The organism is uncultured Sneathiella sp., from assembly GCF_963976355.1.
Classification (GTDB): domain Bacteria; phylum Pseudomonadota; class Alphaproteobacteria; order Sneathiellales; family Sneathiellaceae; genus Sneathiella.
This window is the reverse complement of record NZ_CAXBKA010000002.1, coordinates 49,234-63,296: the sequence shown is the minus strand read 5'-3', so window position 1 is coordinate 63,296 and position 14,063 is coordinate 49,234. Positions and strand designations below refer to the sequence as shown.

General features: G+C 57.7%; 14 protein-coding genes and 1 pseudogene. 2 read left to right on the top strand and 13 right to left on the bottom strand.

The window, feature by feature from the left end:
- Positions 1 to 47: 47 nt before the first annotated feature.
- The 4 genes from AAC599_RS04015 to AAC599_RS04000 all read right to left on the bottom strand — a co-directional run bounded on the left by AAC599_RS04015 (position 48) and on the right by AAC599_RS04000 (position 4,740).
- Positions 48 to 1,202, bottom strand: a complete 1,155-nt coding sequence (locus tag AAC599_RS04015) for an acyl-CoA dehydrogenase family protein (protein ID WP_293960129.1) — start codon at positions 1,200 to 1,202, stop codon at positions 48 to 50.
- A gap of 2 nt (positions 1,203 to 1,204) precedes the next feature.
- A complete protein-coding gene (locus tag AAC599_RS04010; RefSeq protein ID WP_293960126.1) occupies positions 1,205 to 1,675 on the bottom strand; it encodes a MaoC/PaaZ C-terminal domain-containing protein in 471 nt (156 codons plus the stop codon).
- Positions 1,676 to 3,850 carry an acetate--CoA ligase family protein gene (locus AAC599_RS04005; RefSeq protein WP_340149115.1) on the bottom strand — a complete coding sequence of 725 codons (2,175 nt, stop codon included), beginning with the start codon at positions 3,848 to 3,850 and terminating at the stop codon, positions 1,676 to 1,678. It lies immediately after the preceding gene.
- A 212-nt stretch (positions 3,851 to 4,062) separates the two neighbouring features.
- Positions 4,063 to 4,740 carry a TetR/AcrR family transcriptional regulator gene (locus AAC599_RS04000; RefSeq protein WP_340149114.1) on the bottom strand — a complete coding sequence of 226 codons (678 nt, stop codon included), beginning with the start codon at positions 4,738 to 4,740 and terminating at the stop codon, positions 4,063 to 4,065.
- Positions 4,741 to 4,984: 244 nt separating this feature from the next.
- Here AAC599_RS04000 and AAC599_RS03995 point away from each other — a divergent pair, with 244 nt between their 5' ends.
- Together AAC599_RS03995 and AAC599_RS03990 are read left to right on the top strand one after the other, a co-directional pair.
- The gene (locus AAC599_RS03995) at positions 4,985 to 6,178 is read left to right on the top strand and encodes a thiolase family protein (RefSeq protein ID WP_293960117.1); all 1,194 of its coding nucleotides are present in this window, start codon (positions 4,985 to 4,987) and stop codon (positions 6,176 to 6,178) included.
- Positions 6,175 to 6,594 carry a Zn-ribbon domain-containing OB-fold protein gene (locus AAC599_RS03990; protein ID WP_340149113.1) on the top strand — a complete coding sequence of 140 codons (420 nt, stop codon included), beginning with the start codon at positions 6,175 to 6,177 and terminating at the stop codon, positions 6,592 to 6,594. Before AAC599_RS03995 ends, AAC599_RS03990 begins: the two co-directional genes overlap by 4 nt.
- Positions 6,595 to 6,606: 12 nt before the next feature.
- Here the strand turns inward: AAC599_RS03990 and AAC599_RS03985 are convergent, their stop codons facing one another.
- The 9 genes and pseudogenes from AAC599_RS03985 to hemP form a co-directional block, all read right to left on the bottom strand.
- Positions 6,607 to 7,398 carry a heme ABC transporter ATP-binding protein gene (locus tag AAC599_RS03985; protein WP_340149112.1) on the bottom strand — a complete coding sequence of 264 codons (792 nt, stop codon included), beginning with the start codon at positions 7,396 to 7,398 and terminating at the stop codon, positions 6,607 to 6,609.
- The gene (locus AAC599_RS03980; RefSeq protein WP_340149111.1) at positions 7,395 to 7,880 is read right to left on the bottom strand and encodes an iron chelate uptake ABC transporter family permease subunit; all 486 of its coding nucleotides are present in this window, start codon (positions 7,878 to 7,880) and stop codon (positions 7,395 to 7,397) included. The genes AAC599_RS03985 and AAC599_RS03980 overlap by 4 nt, the downstream gene beginning before the upstream one ends.
- Positions 7,881 to 7,884: 4 nt before the next feature.
- Positions 7,885 to 8,718: a hemin ABC transporter substrate-binding protein gene (locus tag AAC599_RS03975; RefSeq protein WP_340149110.1), complete on the bottom strand. Its 834-nt coding sequence runs from the start codon at positions 8,716 to 8,718 to the stop codon at positions 7,885 to 7,887.
- Positions 8,715 to 9,146, bottom strand: a complete 432-nt coding sequence (locus tag AAC599_RS03970) for a biopolymer transporter ExbD (protein ID WP_340149109.1) — start codon at positions 9,144 to 9,146, stop codon at positions 8,715 to 8,717. Before AAC599_RS03970 ends, AAC599_RS03975 begins: the two co-directional genes overlap by 4 nt.
- On the bottom strand, positions 9,143 to 9,754 hold the full coding sequence (locus AAC599_RS03965; RefSeq protein ID WP_340149108.1) for a MotA/TolQ/ExbB proton channel family protein: 612 nt from the start codon (positions 9,752 to 9,754) through the stop codon (positions 9,143 to 9,145). The genes AAC599_RS03970 and AAC599_RS03965 overlap by 4 nt, the downstream gene beginning before the upstream one ends.
- Positions 9,744 to 10,835: a ChuX/HutX family heme-like substrate-binding protein gene (locus AAC599_RS03960; protein ID WP_340149107.1), complete on the bottom strand. Its 1,092-nt coding sequence runs from the start codon at positions 10,833 to 10,835 to the stop codon at positions 9,744 to 9,746. Before AAC599_RS03960 ends, AAC599_RS03965 begins: the two co-directional genes overlap by 11 nt.
- Positions 10,836 to 10,851: 16 nt before the next feature.
- Positions 10,852 to 11,715 (bottom strand): energy transducer TonB, encoded by an 864-nt coding sequence (locus tag AAC599_RS03955; RefSeq protein WP_340149106.1) that lies wholly within the window; start codon positions 11,713 to 11,715, stop codon positions 10,852 to 10,854.
- Positions 11,709 to 13,748, bottom strand: coding sequence for a TonB-dependent hemoglobin/transferrin/lactoferrin family receptor (locus AAC599_RS03950; RefSeq protein ID WP_340149105.1), 2,040 nt, complete (start codon positions 13,746 to 13,748; stop codon positions 11,709 to 11,711). The genes AAC599_RS03955 and AAC599_RS03950 overlap by 7 nt, the downstream gene beginning before the upstream one ends.
- Positions 13,749 to 13,837: 89 nt before the next feature.
- Positions 13,838 to 13,956, bottom strand: a pseudogene (gene hemP, locus AAC599_RS03945) (hemin uptake protein HemP); the annotation flags it as partial.
- Positions 13,957 to 14,063: the final 107 nt, after the last annotated feature.

Genomic DNA, 14,063 nt, shown 5'->3' with positions numbered 1-14,063 from the left:
TATTTCCTTCTTATTCCGGACGTGATGTTCAAGGTAAGCCGAGGAGATTACAACTCCATCAGCTTGGCGATGATATTGCGCTGGATCTCGCTTGTGCCGGCGCCGATCGGGCCAATGCGGGCATCCCGCAGCATCATTTCAATATCATAGGCCGTGGTGTAGCCAGCGCCGCCAAAGATTTGCAGCCCCATATTCGCCACCTCGAAATTATTTTCGGTCGCGACAACCTTCGCCATGGAGGTTTCCATAACCGCATTCTGGCCATTGTCGAGCAGATCCGCCACCCGATAGAGGAACAGACGGTTGGTCTCCGCCTTCATGCGCATATCGGCGAATTTATGCTGGATGACCTGGAATTTGCCGATGGAGCGGCCAAACTGTTCGCGCTGCTTCGCGTAATCCAGGGTATAGTCAAGAATCTTGAACGTGTTTCCGGCGCCAACGGCGGCGATACACATCCGCTCGACATTCAGGCAATCCATCAGATTTTTCCAGCCCTCATTCTCCTCGCCGATCATCCAGCTTGCCGGTGTCCTGACATTGTCGAGGAACACTTCATTGGCATGCGTCGTGTGACGGCCCAGCATATCCAGCGGCCGAATGGTGACGCCCGGCTGCTTCGCATCGACCAGGAAGATCGTCATGCCCTTATGGCCCGATCCCGGGCGCGTCTTGGTCACCACGATCAGGTAATCCGCCACATGGGCGCAGGTCGTGTAGAGTTTCTGTCCATTAATGACGAACTCGTCCCCGTCGCGAACCGCCTTCGTCTGAATTGAGGCGGCATCGGATCCCGCACCCGGCTCCGTCAGGCCGAGGGCAAGTTTCGCCGATCCGTCGATGATCTTCGGCATCAGCTCTTCGCGGACTTCCTTTGATGCGTGTCGGCAGATATGCATGCCGGCGTAGACAATGGTCGTATTATAGGCCGTGGCGATACCGCCATAATGATAGGCCATTGCCTCGATCAGGACGGCCAGGTCCTTGTTGCTGCCGCCTGCACCACCGAATTCTTCCGGATAGGCAAGCCCCATCCAGCCCGCATCGGCCAGTGCCTGATAGGCCTCGAAGGGGAATTCACCGGCCTTGTCCAGTTCCTTGATCTTTTCCCGCGGCATGACCCGTTCCAGCAGTTCAAGGACATTTTCACGGATCATCATTTGCTCTTCGGACAGACCGAAGAAATTAGTCGTCTGCATCATTATTATTTCTCCGATTGGCTGGCTTTTTTGGCAGCCAGTGTCATGACCATGGTACTGTGGATGCCGCTCTGGACGACCGTACCATCCTGGTTGAGTATCTCCATTTTCCGGCGCAGAACGCCGCGATCAGGCTTCGATGTGGGACGCGCCTCCAGCACGGTACTGCGAAGATAGACGGTGTCGCCGAACTTCACCGGCGCATGAAACCGCCACTCATCAATGCCGAGGGCCGCCAGCGCCGTCCCGTCAAGATCGCCAATCCGGGCGCTCAGCCCCGTGGCGATAGAGAGGACGAGCGCGCCGTGGGCGATCCGCTCGCCGAAGGGGCTTTTCGAGGAATGCACCGCATCCGTATGGGCCGGGTTCGTATCGCCGGAGAGGCCGGAGAACATGACAACATCGGTCTCGGTGACGGTCCGGCCCGGGCTCAGCGCCACATCGCCAACATTAAATTCTTCAATAGCCTTACCCATTTACCCCTCCTGTTTCTTGTTATTAACGGCAATCAGCGCATCGACACAAACCGCCCGGTCCGGCGTCACGATCACCGGATTGACATCCACTTCCGCAATCCGGTCCGGCATGTCCGAAACAAATTCGGAGAAGCGGACAATCAGATCGGTCAGCGCGGCAAGATCGACCGGCTCACTGCCACGAAAGCCCGTCAGCAGCGGATAGCATTTCAATCCTTCCAGCATCTCGCTGACATCCGCGGGCGTCAGGGGCGCAAGGCGAACCGCCGTATCCTTCAACAGCTCGACCATCACACCGCCGAGCCCGACTGCGATCAGCGGCCCGAACTGCGCATCAATTGTCGCGCCGACAACCAGCTCGACACCGTTCGGCGCCATTTCCTGAACGACCACGCCATCGATTTTGGCTTGCGGCAGCTTGGCGGACACAGATTTGAACATCTCCTCGACCGCTGCGCGCAGCGAGGCTTCATCCGGTATCCCCAGTTTTACACCTCCGACTTCGGTCTTGTGAAGGATATCCGGTGAGACAATTTTCATGGCCACCGGATAACCGATCTTTCCGGCTTCGCGCACCGCATCCTCTGCGGTGGCGGCGAACGCTTCTTTCAGCGGGGCAATGCCATATTTCGCGAGCAGCTGCTTTGCCGTAGTTTCATCCAGACTCTTCGCGCCCGGCGCCATGGAGTCAAATATCTGTCGCGCCTTGTCGGCCGCGCCTTCCGGGCTGAGGCGTGCACCCACCTTCTTATCCTTGGGCAGGTTCCGGCGGCGATGCCATTCCTGCCACAGGGCGATCGTTTCGAAACACCGGTCGGAGGAGCGGAAGATACAGGCGCGCGTATCCGCATCCAGCACCTCACTGCCCGGCCCTTCCAGCCAGTCGTTCATCCATATCCCGACAATCGGTAGGCCCGTCTTGCGCGCCATCTCGCACATGAGCGGGGTTCTGGCGCCGGAACTTTCGGGACTTGCGAAAACGAGCGGCACGATGATCGCATCAAATGACGGGTCTTCGGCGAAGGCATCAAAGCAGCCAACAAAGCTCTCTTTGGTCTTTAGAACTTCCGCCGTCAGGTCCGACGGGTTGGCAACGGAACCGAAGCCGGGGACGATCTCGCCCAGCTTCTCCGCGGTTTTCTGGGCAAGCGGCGGGAGTACGACCCCATGTTCCTCGGCCTTGTCCGCGGTTACGACGGCCGCGCCGCCGGACGTTGCCAGAACGCCAACCCCCTTGCCCGAGCGCGGTACACCGGCGCGGGCAAAAAAGTTCGCTGCCTCCAGCAGGCCATCGAGCCGGTTAATCGCAATGGCGCCTGTCCGGGCAATGGCGGCATCGAACGCCTCGCGGGAGCCAACCATCGTACCCGTATGCGACATCGCCGTTTTACTGCTAAGCTCACCGACACCCATCTTATAGACCAGCAGCGGCTTGCCGCGATCATAGGCTTTCTGCGCCGCCTCGACAAAGCGGTCCCCGTCCTTCACGCCTTCCAGCAGGCAGACAATCACCTTGGTGCCCGGATCATCGGCGAGGAAGGAAATATAATCGCAAACATCGACATCGCAGGAATTCCCTGAGGCGAGATATTTGCTGATGCCGATACCCCGTTCCATCCCCTGAAACAGCGTATAGCCAAGACCACCGCTCTGGGAGATGACGGATACCGGACCGTCGATCAGCTTGGTTTTATAGAAGTTGGGCATGAAGTTAAGCCCGGCGCCGAGCGTGGTGTTTACCAGGCCGACGCAGTTCGGCCCGACAATCCGCACGCCGGTCTCACGCCCGAGGTCGATGATACGCTGTTGCGCCGCCTTGTTCTCTTCCGTGCCGGTTTCCGCAAAACCGGAGGCAAAGACAATGACGCCGCCGACATTACATTTTGCGCATTCGCGAATGACATCCTCAACAAAAGGTGCCGCCAGAGCGATAATCACGCAGTCCGGCGGCGTAGGCAGCTCGGATATGGAGGGAAAGCAACGGAAACCGGCTGCCTCTGTATATTTCGGATTGACCCCGAATACCTTGCCGGAAAACCCGCGCATGTTTGACAGGGTCCGCTCTCCGAAAGAGCCCGGCGTCGAGGACGCACCGACGACAGCGACAACCTCCGGGGCGATCAGGCGGCGCAGATCGTCATAGTCGTAAACCGACCGTTTTTCCGTCTTATGCATTGGTGCATTTTCCCTTGTTGCTTTTTTCTTGTTCTCACGCATGAACGAGACCCTTTCCGGCATATCGGATCAGGGCATCCTGTCAAGTTCACGATGAATTACTCGACATGCGATTCTTTAAAAACTAAATGAACAATCATTCATTTTAAATTTTATGTCAAGTATCTTGTCGTCAAAATGTGCCCGCTGCCACAGATATACCAACAACCGTTTCAGCGGAGCGCCGCCCCCTCCTCACAAAGGTCTTTATAATGCCGCTGGCCGTTCGGTGTCAGAAGCGCCGCCAGAAACAGGTCCAGCGTGCCATTCATATACTCCTCCACCCCATGCAACCGGCTCAACCGCCAGCTTTTCAGCGCCCAGCCATGGGCAAGAAGAACAGCGCGATAGGACAGGACATCGACATTCGTCTCCTTAAAATAACCCGCCGCGATACAGGCGGAAATACAATCGGAAATTATCTGATTGGTCTCGACCTCCAGATCCTTGATCCGCTCGCGCATCGGCTGTGGCAGGATGGCGGTATAACGATATGCCAGAAGCGTTGCCTTCGGTTTGTCCGCGACCACCCTTACATAGGCCGACAGGGCGGCAGAAAACCTAAGTATCGGGTCATCATGAAGGCTAACCGCCTTTGGAACCTCTTCTTTATAGCTTTCCAGAACCCCCGTAATCGCGAGCAGAAGTAACTCCTCCTTATCCCGGACGTAGTTATAGACAAGACCCGGGCTGGCGCCTGCCTTCTCCGCAATCTGCTTGACGGTCGTCTCGTGAAATCCGTTGTTCGAGAACAGTTCCGTGGCCGCAGCAACGAATTTTTGCCGCCGGTCGGACATCATATCATTTCCCGCTTTAAGAGTTCTCTGATTGACGGATGAGAGATTGCTCATTCACCCCTCCCTCCTCTGGACGTTGCTCTTGAAAGGTTTGCCGCCCCTTGCGTTGTTTCCGGACTGGCGATGCCGGACACCCGTGGGCCTACCATCCGATCTGGCATTCCGCCTTGTTGTTTTCTTGTTGATCCGAGCATAGCATCGAACAGCTATTGACACCAGCAATAAACTGAACCATCATTCATTCACAATAAAAATGATGTCTCCCGACCGATTGAATCAGGGGAGAGCAAGGGAAGAAATGAAACAGAATGTAGCTATTCTCGGTATGGCCGCGACGCCTGTCGGGAAATACCAGAGCGATCCTTCCGCGGACATACATACGCTGGAACATGAACTGCTGGCGAAGCTGGTGATCGAGGCGATGCAGGACGGTGGGTTGCCGAAAGAGGAAGTGGACAGCCTCGTCCTTGCGCAGTGCCGCCCCTACACCCAGCAGAAATACTTCGCGACCTTTATGGCCAACTATTTGCGCATGCCCTGCACGGCGTCGGTCATGGAAGTTCTCGGCAACGGCATGACCGGCGGTATCGCCCTGGAGCAGGCGATCCGGGATATCGAGAGCGGGCGGGCCCGGGCCGCCCTCGCCCTCGGCGCCAATTTCGAGAGCCGGACGCCGTCCGCCGAGCATATGAACAGCAGCATGCGTGCGACCGGCGACGTTGATTTTCATACGCCCTTTGGCCTGACGCCTATCGCCTGGTATGCCATGGATGCCAACCGGTATATTCATGAATATGGTTCCTCGCGGCGGGAGCTGGCAAGCGTTGCCGTCAAGGACCGCTATCACGCCTCCCTGAACCCGATTGCCCAGTACCAGAAGACAATTACGCTAGACGATGTGATGGCGCAGCGTGAAATCGTCGAACCGCTCGGCCTGTATGAAGTGCCGCCGCGTGGGGACGGCGCTGTCTGTATCCTGCTCTGCTCGGAAGATATGGCGAAGGCCTCGGGCAAGCCCTATGTGCTGGTAAAGGGGCGTGGCTTCTATCATGAGGGCGTGCACCAGATCAGTGAAATACCCAACGACATGATTGCCTTCAACTCCTTGCAGCGCGCCAGCAAGAGCGCCTATGAGAACGCCGGGATCTCCGCGCAGGATCTCGACTTTGCGGAGATTTATGCCCCCTGCACTATTGTCGAGGTACTGGCCAGCGAGGCCATGGGCCTGGCGCCCCGCGGTAAGGGCGCCCGGGCGGCAGTGGACGGGGAAACCACGCTTGGCGGGCGCATCCCGATTTCGACCTCCGGCGGCCTGCTGTCGCGCGGTCATCCGGCCTATGTCACCCCGCTTTACAATATGTATGAGGCGGTGGAACAGCTTCGCGGCGATGCAGGCAAGCGCCAGGTGAAAGAAGCACGGCTCGGCGCAACAAGCTGTGAGCTTGGAAATTACAACGCGGCGATGGTACAAATTCTGGAGGCTGTGAGATGAGCATTGACGTTATTGAAAAGAACCGCCCCCGCGCCTATCCGCCCCGGCCGACGGAATGCACGGCGATTTTCTGGGAAGCGCTGGAAAAAGGCAAGTTCCAGACCACCAAATGCAATGATTGCGACAGCTTCACCTTCCCGCCGAAGCCAATCTGCCCTCACTGCTGGTCAAGCTCGGTAAGCTGGAAGGAACTCTCGGGCAAGGGAACGCTCTATTCCCGGACGACGATTTATGCCGCGCCGGCAACCTTCGAGAATGAAACCCCGATACATGCCGGGATCATTGATCTGGAAGAAGGTATTCGCATCGCCACCCAGCTTATTGAGGATGAGGCCATCCCCATCGACAGCCCGGTCGAGATTGTCGCCATTCGCCATACGGACGGTCCGCTTTATGGAGCACGAAAGGCGAAGTAGATGCCCCCGGCCTTATGCCGGAAGGCTAGGTTCGGTCAGGATAGCTGCTTGCTGCCCGCCGAACCGCATTCCGGCATATTTGAGCGGCAGGTCGAAGATGTCCGAGATGCGTTCCGCGTTGATCATATCCCGGCTTTCTCCGCTGCCCTCAATCCGGCCATCCTTGATGAAATAGCAGTCATCTGTGCAGTGATAGGCGAGATTGAGGTCATGCATCACGATCACCACGGCAAGGCCATGCTGCTGGCATAGCGACTGGACAAGGTCGAGCAGCTGGTGCTGATGTTTGAGATCCAGCGCCGATGTCGGCTCATCAAGAAAGAGGCAGGCGCCCTCCTGCTCCCATATTTGCGAAATCACCCGCGCGAACTGGACCCGCTGCTGCTCACCGCCTGACAAGGTAGGAAAGGAGCGATCGCGAAGATGCCAGGCATCCATCATCTCAAGCGCGGCCATCGCGACTTCGGTATTCCGGTCGGCGCTGTGGTCGAGCTCATACGGATTGCGTCCCATCAGAACGATCTCAAGCGCAGTAAAGGGAAAGCTGATCGGATTGGCCTGAGACAGGACTGCGCGCTTGCGGGACAAATCGGCCAGCGAATATTCTTCAAGTTCCCGGCCATCCATGGTGACCGACCCCGTATCCGGTGTCAGCGAGCCGGTCAGGCAGCGTAGCAAGGTGGACTTACCTGCGCCGTTCGGACCAAGAATGGCGCTGACCCTGCCCGCCGCAAAGCGGGTGGAAACGCGCGTCAGTATCTGCTTCGTACCGATATTATAGGAGATGTTATCGGCGATGATCACAGGCTGAACCTCCCGGCGTACTGCTTGATGAGAAGCCACAGGAAGAAGGGCCCGCCAATCAGGCTGGTGAGAATACCGACCGGCATTTCCGCCGGTGCCACGATCGTGCGGGCGGCTGTGTCCGCCACCACCAGTAGCGCCGCCCCAAGCAGCGCCGATGCCGGGATCAGCAGCCGATGGTCGGGCCCGAGGGTCAGGCGCACCAGATGCGGCACCACCAACCCGACGAAACCGATCACCCCGCTCACGGAGATGGCTGCGCCGACACATAGGGCCGTGCAGATGACGATGGTCCGTTTCAGTCTTTCCGCATCGACGCCGAGGTAGCGCGCCTCATTCTCGCCGAGCAGCAGGACATTCAGCTCCCGGGCATTCCGGATCAGGATCAGGCCTGAGGGAACGGCAATGGTCGTCACCACGATCACGGCAACCCAAAGCGCACCGCCAAGGCTGCCCATCGTCCAGAAGGTCAGTGTCCTCACGGGTTCATAAATCGTTCGATTTACGGTTCAGTTGGAGGGCGGCATCGGCAGTCCGAGGGCCGAAGCCCAGCAATAAAAGACTGTCCATCACAACAACCTTCTTCTCTTTCGCCGCCGGTGTGAGGGACAGGCCGGGAACAGCAAATATGTTGTCCACACCACCCGCCTGCTCCACCCCTTGTGAGGTAACCAGCAGGATTTCAGGCGCCAGGCTCGTCGCTGATTCCGGAGAGAGTGGCTTGTACCCCTCGTAATCGGTGACGACATTCTCCGCACCCGCCAGCTTGATGATGCTGTCCGCAGCAGTATGCACCCCCGCAACCATAGGCGCGCCGCCCGTATGCTGAAGGATAAACATGATTTTCTTCGGCTCACCCTGCGCCACAATCGCCTCCTTCAGCTTCGCTTCCGTCTCGCGCATGCTGGCGATCAGCTCCGCGCCTTCCGCCTCACGGTCCAGCGCCTCGGCAATCACCTCGATGTTCTGCTTTACATCCGCAAGCGAGCGTCCGGCCTTCAGCGTCAGCATATTGACCCCGGCGGACTCAAGCTGTGCCAATACCGGCGGCGGCCCGGCTTCATCCGTCATGAGCACCAGATCGGGACTGAGAGAGAGAATACCCTCCGCCGACAAGGCGCGCTGATATCCGACCTTCGGCGAATGAGCGGCCTCCTTAGGATAGTAGCTGGTAGTATCGCTTCCGACGAGCAATTCGCCCGCCCCCAGCGCATAGACCGTCTCGGTCAGGGCCCCGCCCACAGAAACAACGCGCTTGGGCGTATCCGCAACGGCGGCGGTCGAGAATAGCAGGAAAATAACGGTTAAAAATCGGATCATGGATTTGTTTCTTTTTGCATAAGAATATTGGCCGCATCGATCCCCTGCGTTTGCAGAAATGTCAGAACCCTCAGCAGCCGTTCAATGGCGATCCGTCGGTCACCGGCGACAATCAGTTCATAGCCGGGCTTCTCCGCGATGATCTTCGGAAGCGCGGTTTTAAGCTCGACAAAATTGTTGATCTGCTCGCCGTCGATGGCGTAGGAGCTTTCGCGGATTTCCAGCATGATATGCCGGGGTTCGTTGACCTGCGTCAGCTCCTCTTCCACGGCCGAGGGCAGCTTGAGATCGAGAGACTTGAACACTGTTCCGACGGTCAGCAGGAAGAAGACCAGCAGGATAAACAGGATATCCAGCATCGGCGTCAGGTCCGGTGCCAGATCCCGGAGCGTACCGCCATGCGGGTCTTCAGACTGAAGCGTGATCATTTGCGCCGCACCTCGGACGCGAACTCGACAATCTCGGATTTGCTTTCCGTCTTCGCAAGCTCGAAAGAGAGAGACAGTCGATTGAGATCAAGACAGAAGCGCCCGAGCTGCCTCTCGCTGAACGAACTGAAGAAATGCGCCATCAATAGCGCCGGCAAGGCGATCAGCAGACCGACCGCCGTCGTCAGCATCGCTTCCCACAGGCCATCCGCGATCAGGGCCGGCGACACCGGCCCGGTTTGAACGGAGATCACCTTAAAGGCCGCAATGATCCCGAGAATGGTCCCGAGCAGGCCCAGGATCGGGCTGATCATACCGATCATCCGCAAGGATTTGATGCCGCTGTAGTATGGGCGCTGCAGATCGTTCAGCATGACACCGACCATCTCGTCGCGCACCGGCTTCGGCTGCAACTTGATCTCCCGCAAGTACGCCGCGAGACGCTCATACCGGGCCTTAGCGGTTCTCGTTGCCTTCAGCACGAAAACCAGCCGCTCTATCCCGATCGCCAGCGCCACGATGGAGCAGACCGCGAGCGGCCATGCCATGATCCCAAGCTGCGCAAACTGCTCCGCGAAATCAAACGCCGGAAGCCCGTCAGGCAACATTCGTTACCTCCTTAACGGGCAGCTGGTCGACGATTTTACGCCAGAGGTCCAGTTCCGGCTGGCCGGGTTTGCGCTTGCCGAAGAAGGTTGCGATCAGTTCGTCATTCTCATCAAACACCTCGACCGCCGTCACGATGCCGTCTTCCGTCGGTTTCTTCGTCACCCAGGTGTGACTGATACCGGATTCATCGAGATGCAGGTTAAACTTCGGATCAAGCACATTGTACCATTTGCCATGTTCAACCAGCTTCTTGACCGGACCGGTGTGAATCTGGATGCAGCCGGGGCTGCCGACAAAAACCATGATCTCGCATTCACTTTCGGCGGCGAGATCCAGCAGGCGGCGCGCGGCCGTATTATCCACTTCGATGGCAAGATCGTTCCCGATATTGCGGAATGCCTGAACCCGTCCGACCTTGAATTTCCGAAGCAGCGGGAAGAAGGCATGGGTGTCCTTCAGGTTTTCCCAGCCGTCACGGAATCCTTCCCAGTCAATTTCCGAATCCGGGCGGTCCGACGCTTTTGGCGCTGCGCCTTCAACTTCAATAGACGGGTTCTGTTCAGCATGTCGATACTTTGCAACCAGATCATCATAGGCGGCCTCGCTTGATTTGTTGGTCAGATATATCTTGTGAATGGCCAGCCCCGCCCCGTTGAAAAACTGCAGGCTTCTCCGGGTTCCGGCCTTGATGGCTTCCGTCACGGCGAAGCCGTATTTCCACTGCCCCATGAACAGGCGAAGATCGATATCGGGATTGACGAACAGCCCGGTCTTCATCTGCCCGTGGCTGAAAAAGCTGGCGTTCTCATAGACGCCCTTGCGCTCATGCACGCAATGCTCGTTCCGGGTCAGCGCCATCACCTCGCCGAGCGAGACAATCTCTTTTAGAATCGCTTCCGGCTCATCGGCAAGACGGATGACATCCGCACCGACGCGGGACGCCAGCAACTCCCCTTCCGAAATTCCGATTTCCTGTGCAGCGTTCCGTGCTCTCAGCCCTTCGCTTTTGGTGAGCCGTTCATATTCAGCCCTGATTTGCTCAGGCGACAGCTGCGCCCTGATGGATGTTGATTCATTCATTGATCTTTCCTGTCCATTAGTGGATGACAAAATTTACGGGAACTCGAACCCAGCTGACGATCGCGCTTCCGTTCACGCTCGTTGGTTCAAACTTCCATTTTTTAACCGCCGCCAACGCCGCCATGTCCAAAAGGCGATGGCCGGATGATTTCGCGATTTTCAACTCCCGCGGATCGCCGCTCGGCAAGACTTCGGCATGCAGCGTTACCGTTCCCTGCTGACCCAGATCCTGGGCCCGCCGCGGATAAACAGGCGCAACCTGATGACGGTAGCGGGCCTGATGAATAACCGTTGAGTCATCCTCGCCATCGTTCTGCCCCACCGGCGGCTCGACCGCGACCAGCTTCTTCGCGGGCTCGCTGACGGGTTCAATAACCGGTTTCTTCACGGCTTCGGGAACCGGGCGTTGCTCAGGCGGCTTGACTGCTTTCGGCGTCGGCTTGGCGATAATCTCCTTCACCGGTTTGGCCGCAACTTCCGTTATCTCGGCCTCCGGGGGTTTGGCCTTGGGCAGTGGCACGGGTTTCGCCGGTGTCTTCTCAACGGGCTGAACCCGAGACGGGGTAATCTCGGGAACGGCAGCAATTTTCCGGGCGGCATAAGGCGTCGTCTCAACGGGAGTGACGCGGGCCACCTCGCGCGGTGGCGGCGGAGGCGACTGCACCGCCTTCACGACCTCTTCCGGTGGCGCCGTCGGTGTCGGCCGGGACACCGTCATGAGATTGACTTCCATCACCGGAATTTCAAACACCATGTCCGGGCGCGCGTTCAACTGGACCAGAGACATGAGGAAGACATTCGCGCAGACAGAAAGGGTGAGATAGACGAGCCATCTCTTCCCCTGATCTTCTGAAAACGCGACTGCCGTTGCTGCTACCATTTATAGGCAACCCTCACATTGTAGCTCCGCCCTTCTTCGAGGAGAGTGGCGAACGCCGTTGTATAGGCCTTGTCGAAAATGTTGGACACACCGAGATCAACCGTCAGCGTATCCAGACCGGGGCCGCTCGGCAGCCAGCGGTAATAAACGTCATAGACCGAATAACCCGGTGTCGGGGTGTTGGCACTGCCGACCTTGTCATTGGCGGCCGCAAAACGCCCTCTCACACCGAAAATGCTCTCGATCGAGGTGGCGCTATAAGAGAGGTCGGCGACCAGGGTCAGCGGCACGTTGTTGGAGAGGTATTCACCCGTATCCTTGTTCTCCGCTTCGACATAGGAGAGGCCGAGTTTGGCCGTGATCGGGTGCAGTTGATAGGTGCCGTCCACTTCAAAGCCGGTCAGCCGGGCATTGGGAACGTTCACGACCTGCGTCGTTCCCGCCGCAACATTGACTTCCTGCGCAATGAAATCATCTCCCTCACTGATGAACCAGGAGCCCTTGACCTGCATCCGGTCCTTTTCAGCCATCACACCATCGAATTTGAGACCGGCGCCAAGTTCAAAGGTGGTGACAGTTTCAGGACGGAGGTCCGGATTGGGAATGAAGAAGTTGTCCGGCAGAAACGGAGGGGCACCCGGAAAATGAAGGCCCGTCGCATAGATTTCCGTCAGGTTGGGCGCCCGGAATGCCTGGGCAACGCTACCGAAGAACATGAGGTTATCGTTCGGAAGATAGCTCATCGAGAGCTTCGGCGAAATCTTGTGCTCGCTTTGCGAATTACCGGCATCGTCACTGCTGCGATAGGAATCGAAACGCGCCGCCGGAATAATCAGGAACCGGCCCGCACCGGTATCCAGGGCGATTTCATCCTGCACATAGAGACCGTAATTCGTGGCATCGGCATTGGGCACGCCCGGGCGGGTACCGGCATTTGTCGTCGTCCCCTCCTGCTCGTCGTGATAAATCTCGAAACCATAAGAGATGGTGTGGTTCTGCGTTTCGCTGAGATCGATGGACATCTGGTTGTCCGCCGTAAAGCCGATGGTGCTGAGGTCCCGTGTCTGCACGCGTCCGGCATTCGTTCCGGTCACATCCTCCTCGCGTACACGGGTGTCGTTGTAGTAGAGATGCAGCTTCGGCTTCAGCCAGTTGTTGGACGGATTATCAAATTCATATTTGACGGCATACTGGTTGTCATTGACGGTTTTCTCGACGATCGGGTTTGACGGCGAGATCGCGCCGCCGCCATTGTTCGGCTCCGTCCCGTCATTGTGAAGACCCTGATAGATGAACTTGACAGTATTGAAATCATCAACGCTGTAGCCGAGCTTGAAGGTGCCCGAGAGCAGATTGTCTTCCGAAGTCAGCTCATTGCCGTCACCCTGTTCGATATCCCCGGAATTCCGGACCGCGGCGATGCCGATGATATCGAGGGCGCCGGTCCGTCCATATGCCGAAATCACCGGCGAATATTCCTTGCTTGCCGTGCGATAGCCTGCCGCGGTATAGACACCCCATGTCTCGCCCGGCAGCAGCATGTCAGCCGCATCCTTTGTCTCAAACGCCACGACACCGCCAATGGCGCCACCGCCATATATCGCCGAAGAGGCACCCTTGACGATCTCGACACTCTTCAGGAGCGACGGATCGATAAAAAATCGGCCATCATGGGCCGATTCAAAATTCTGCCGGCGCCCGTCCATCATGGTGATGATCGCTTCGTCATCAAAACCGCGGATCGAGACTGTCTGGCCGTTGCGGCGCGGCCCGTCAGTCACTTCCACACCTGGCGTGAATTCCAGAAGGTCTCCGACATCGCCCGCCATCGCATTGCCGGGCGCATCGGTATCCACATTGGACGTCATGGCCGGTACCTCGAACGCGGATTGCGGACTGCGGGTTGCATATACGGTCACGGCATCAAGCGAGGTCGACGGCGCTTCCCGCGCCTCTTGCGCCGATGCGACGGGCGTGAGAAATGTACTTGATAGGAGCACGCCCATACAGGCAAGCGGCAGCATTTGACGCATGGCAACAAACTTTCTTCAATGTTGGAGTCGCGTTTGCTTGCTGCCTGGCTGCCGGATTTATCCGGGTGGCTGGGTGGCTGGCTAGTTGCTTACTTTGTTAAAATCAGCTTTCCGTTTCCTGTAAGCCTCAATTTGTATGCATCACTATTGTGAATGATGGTCAGCTCCCGGCCCTGCGCGAACAGATCACTGCTCTGCAGGGCATCGTCGACAAGCGTGATGACCCGCTTGTTATGTTTACGACTGGACTGTTTTTCCAACATCCCGAGGGCCATTCTTTTCACGTGAAATTACAATACATTGGCTACTTTCTAG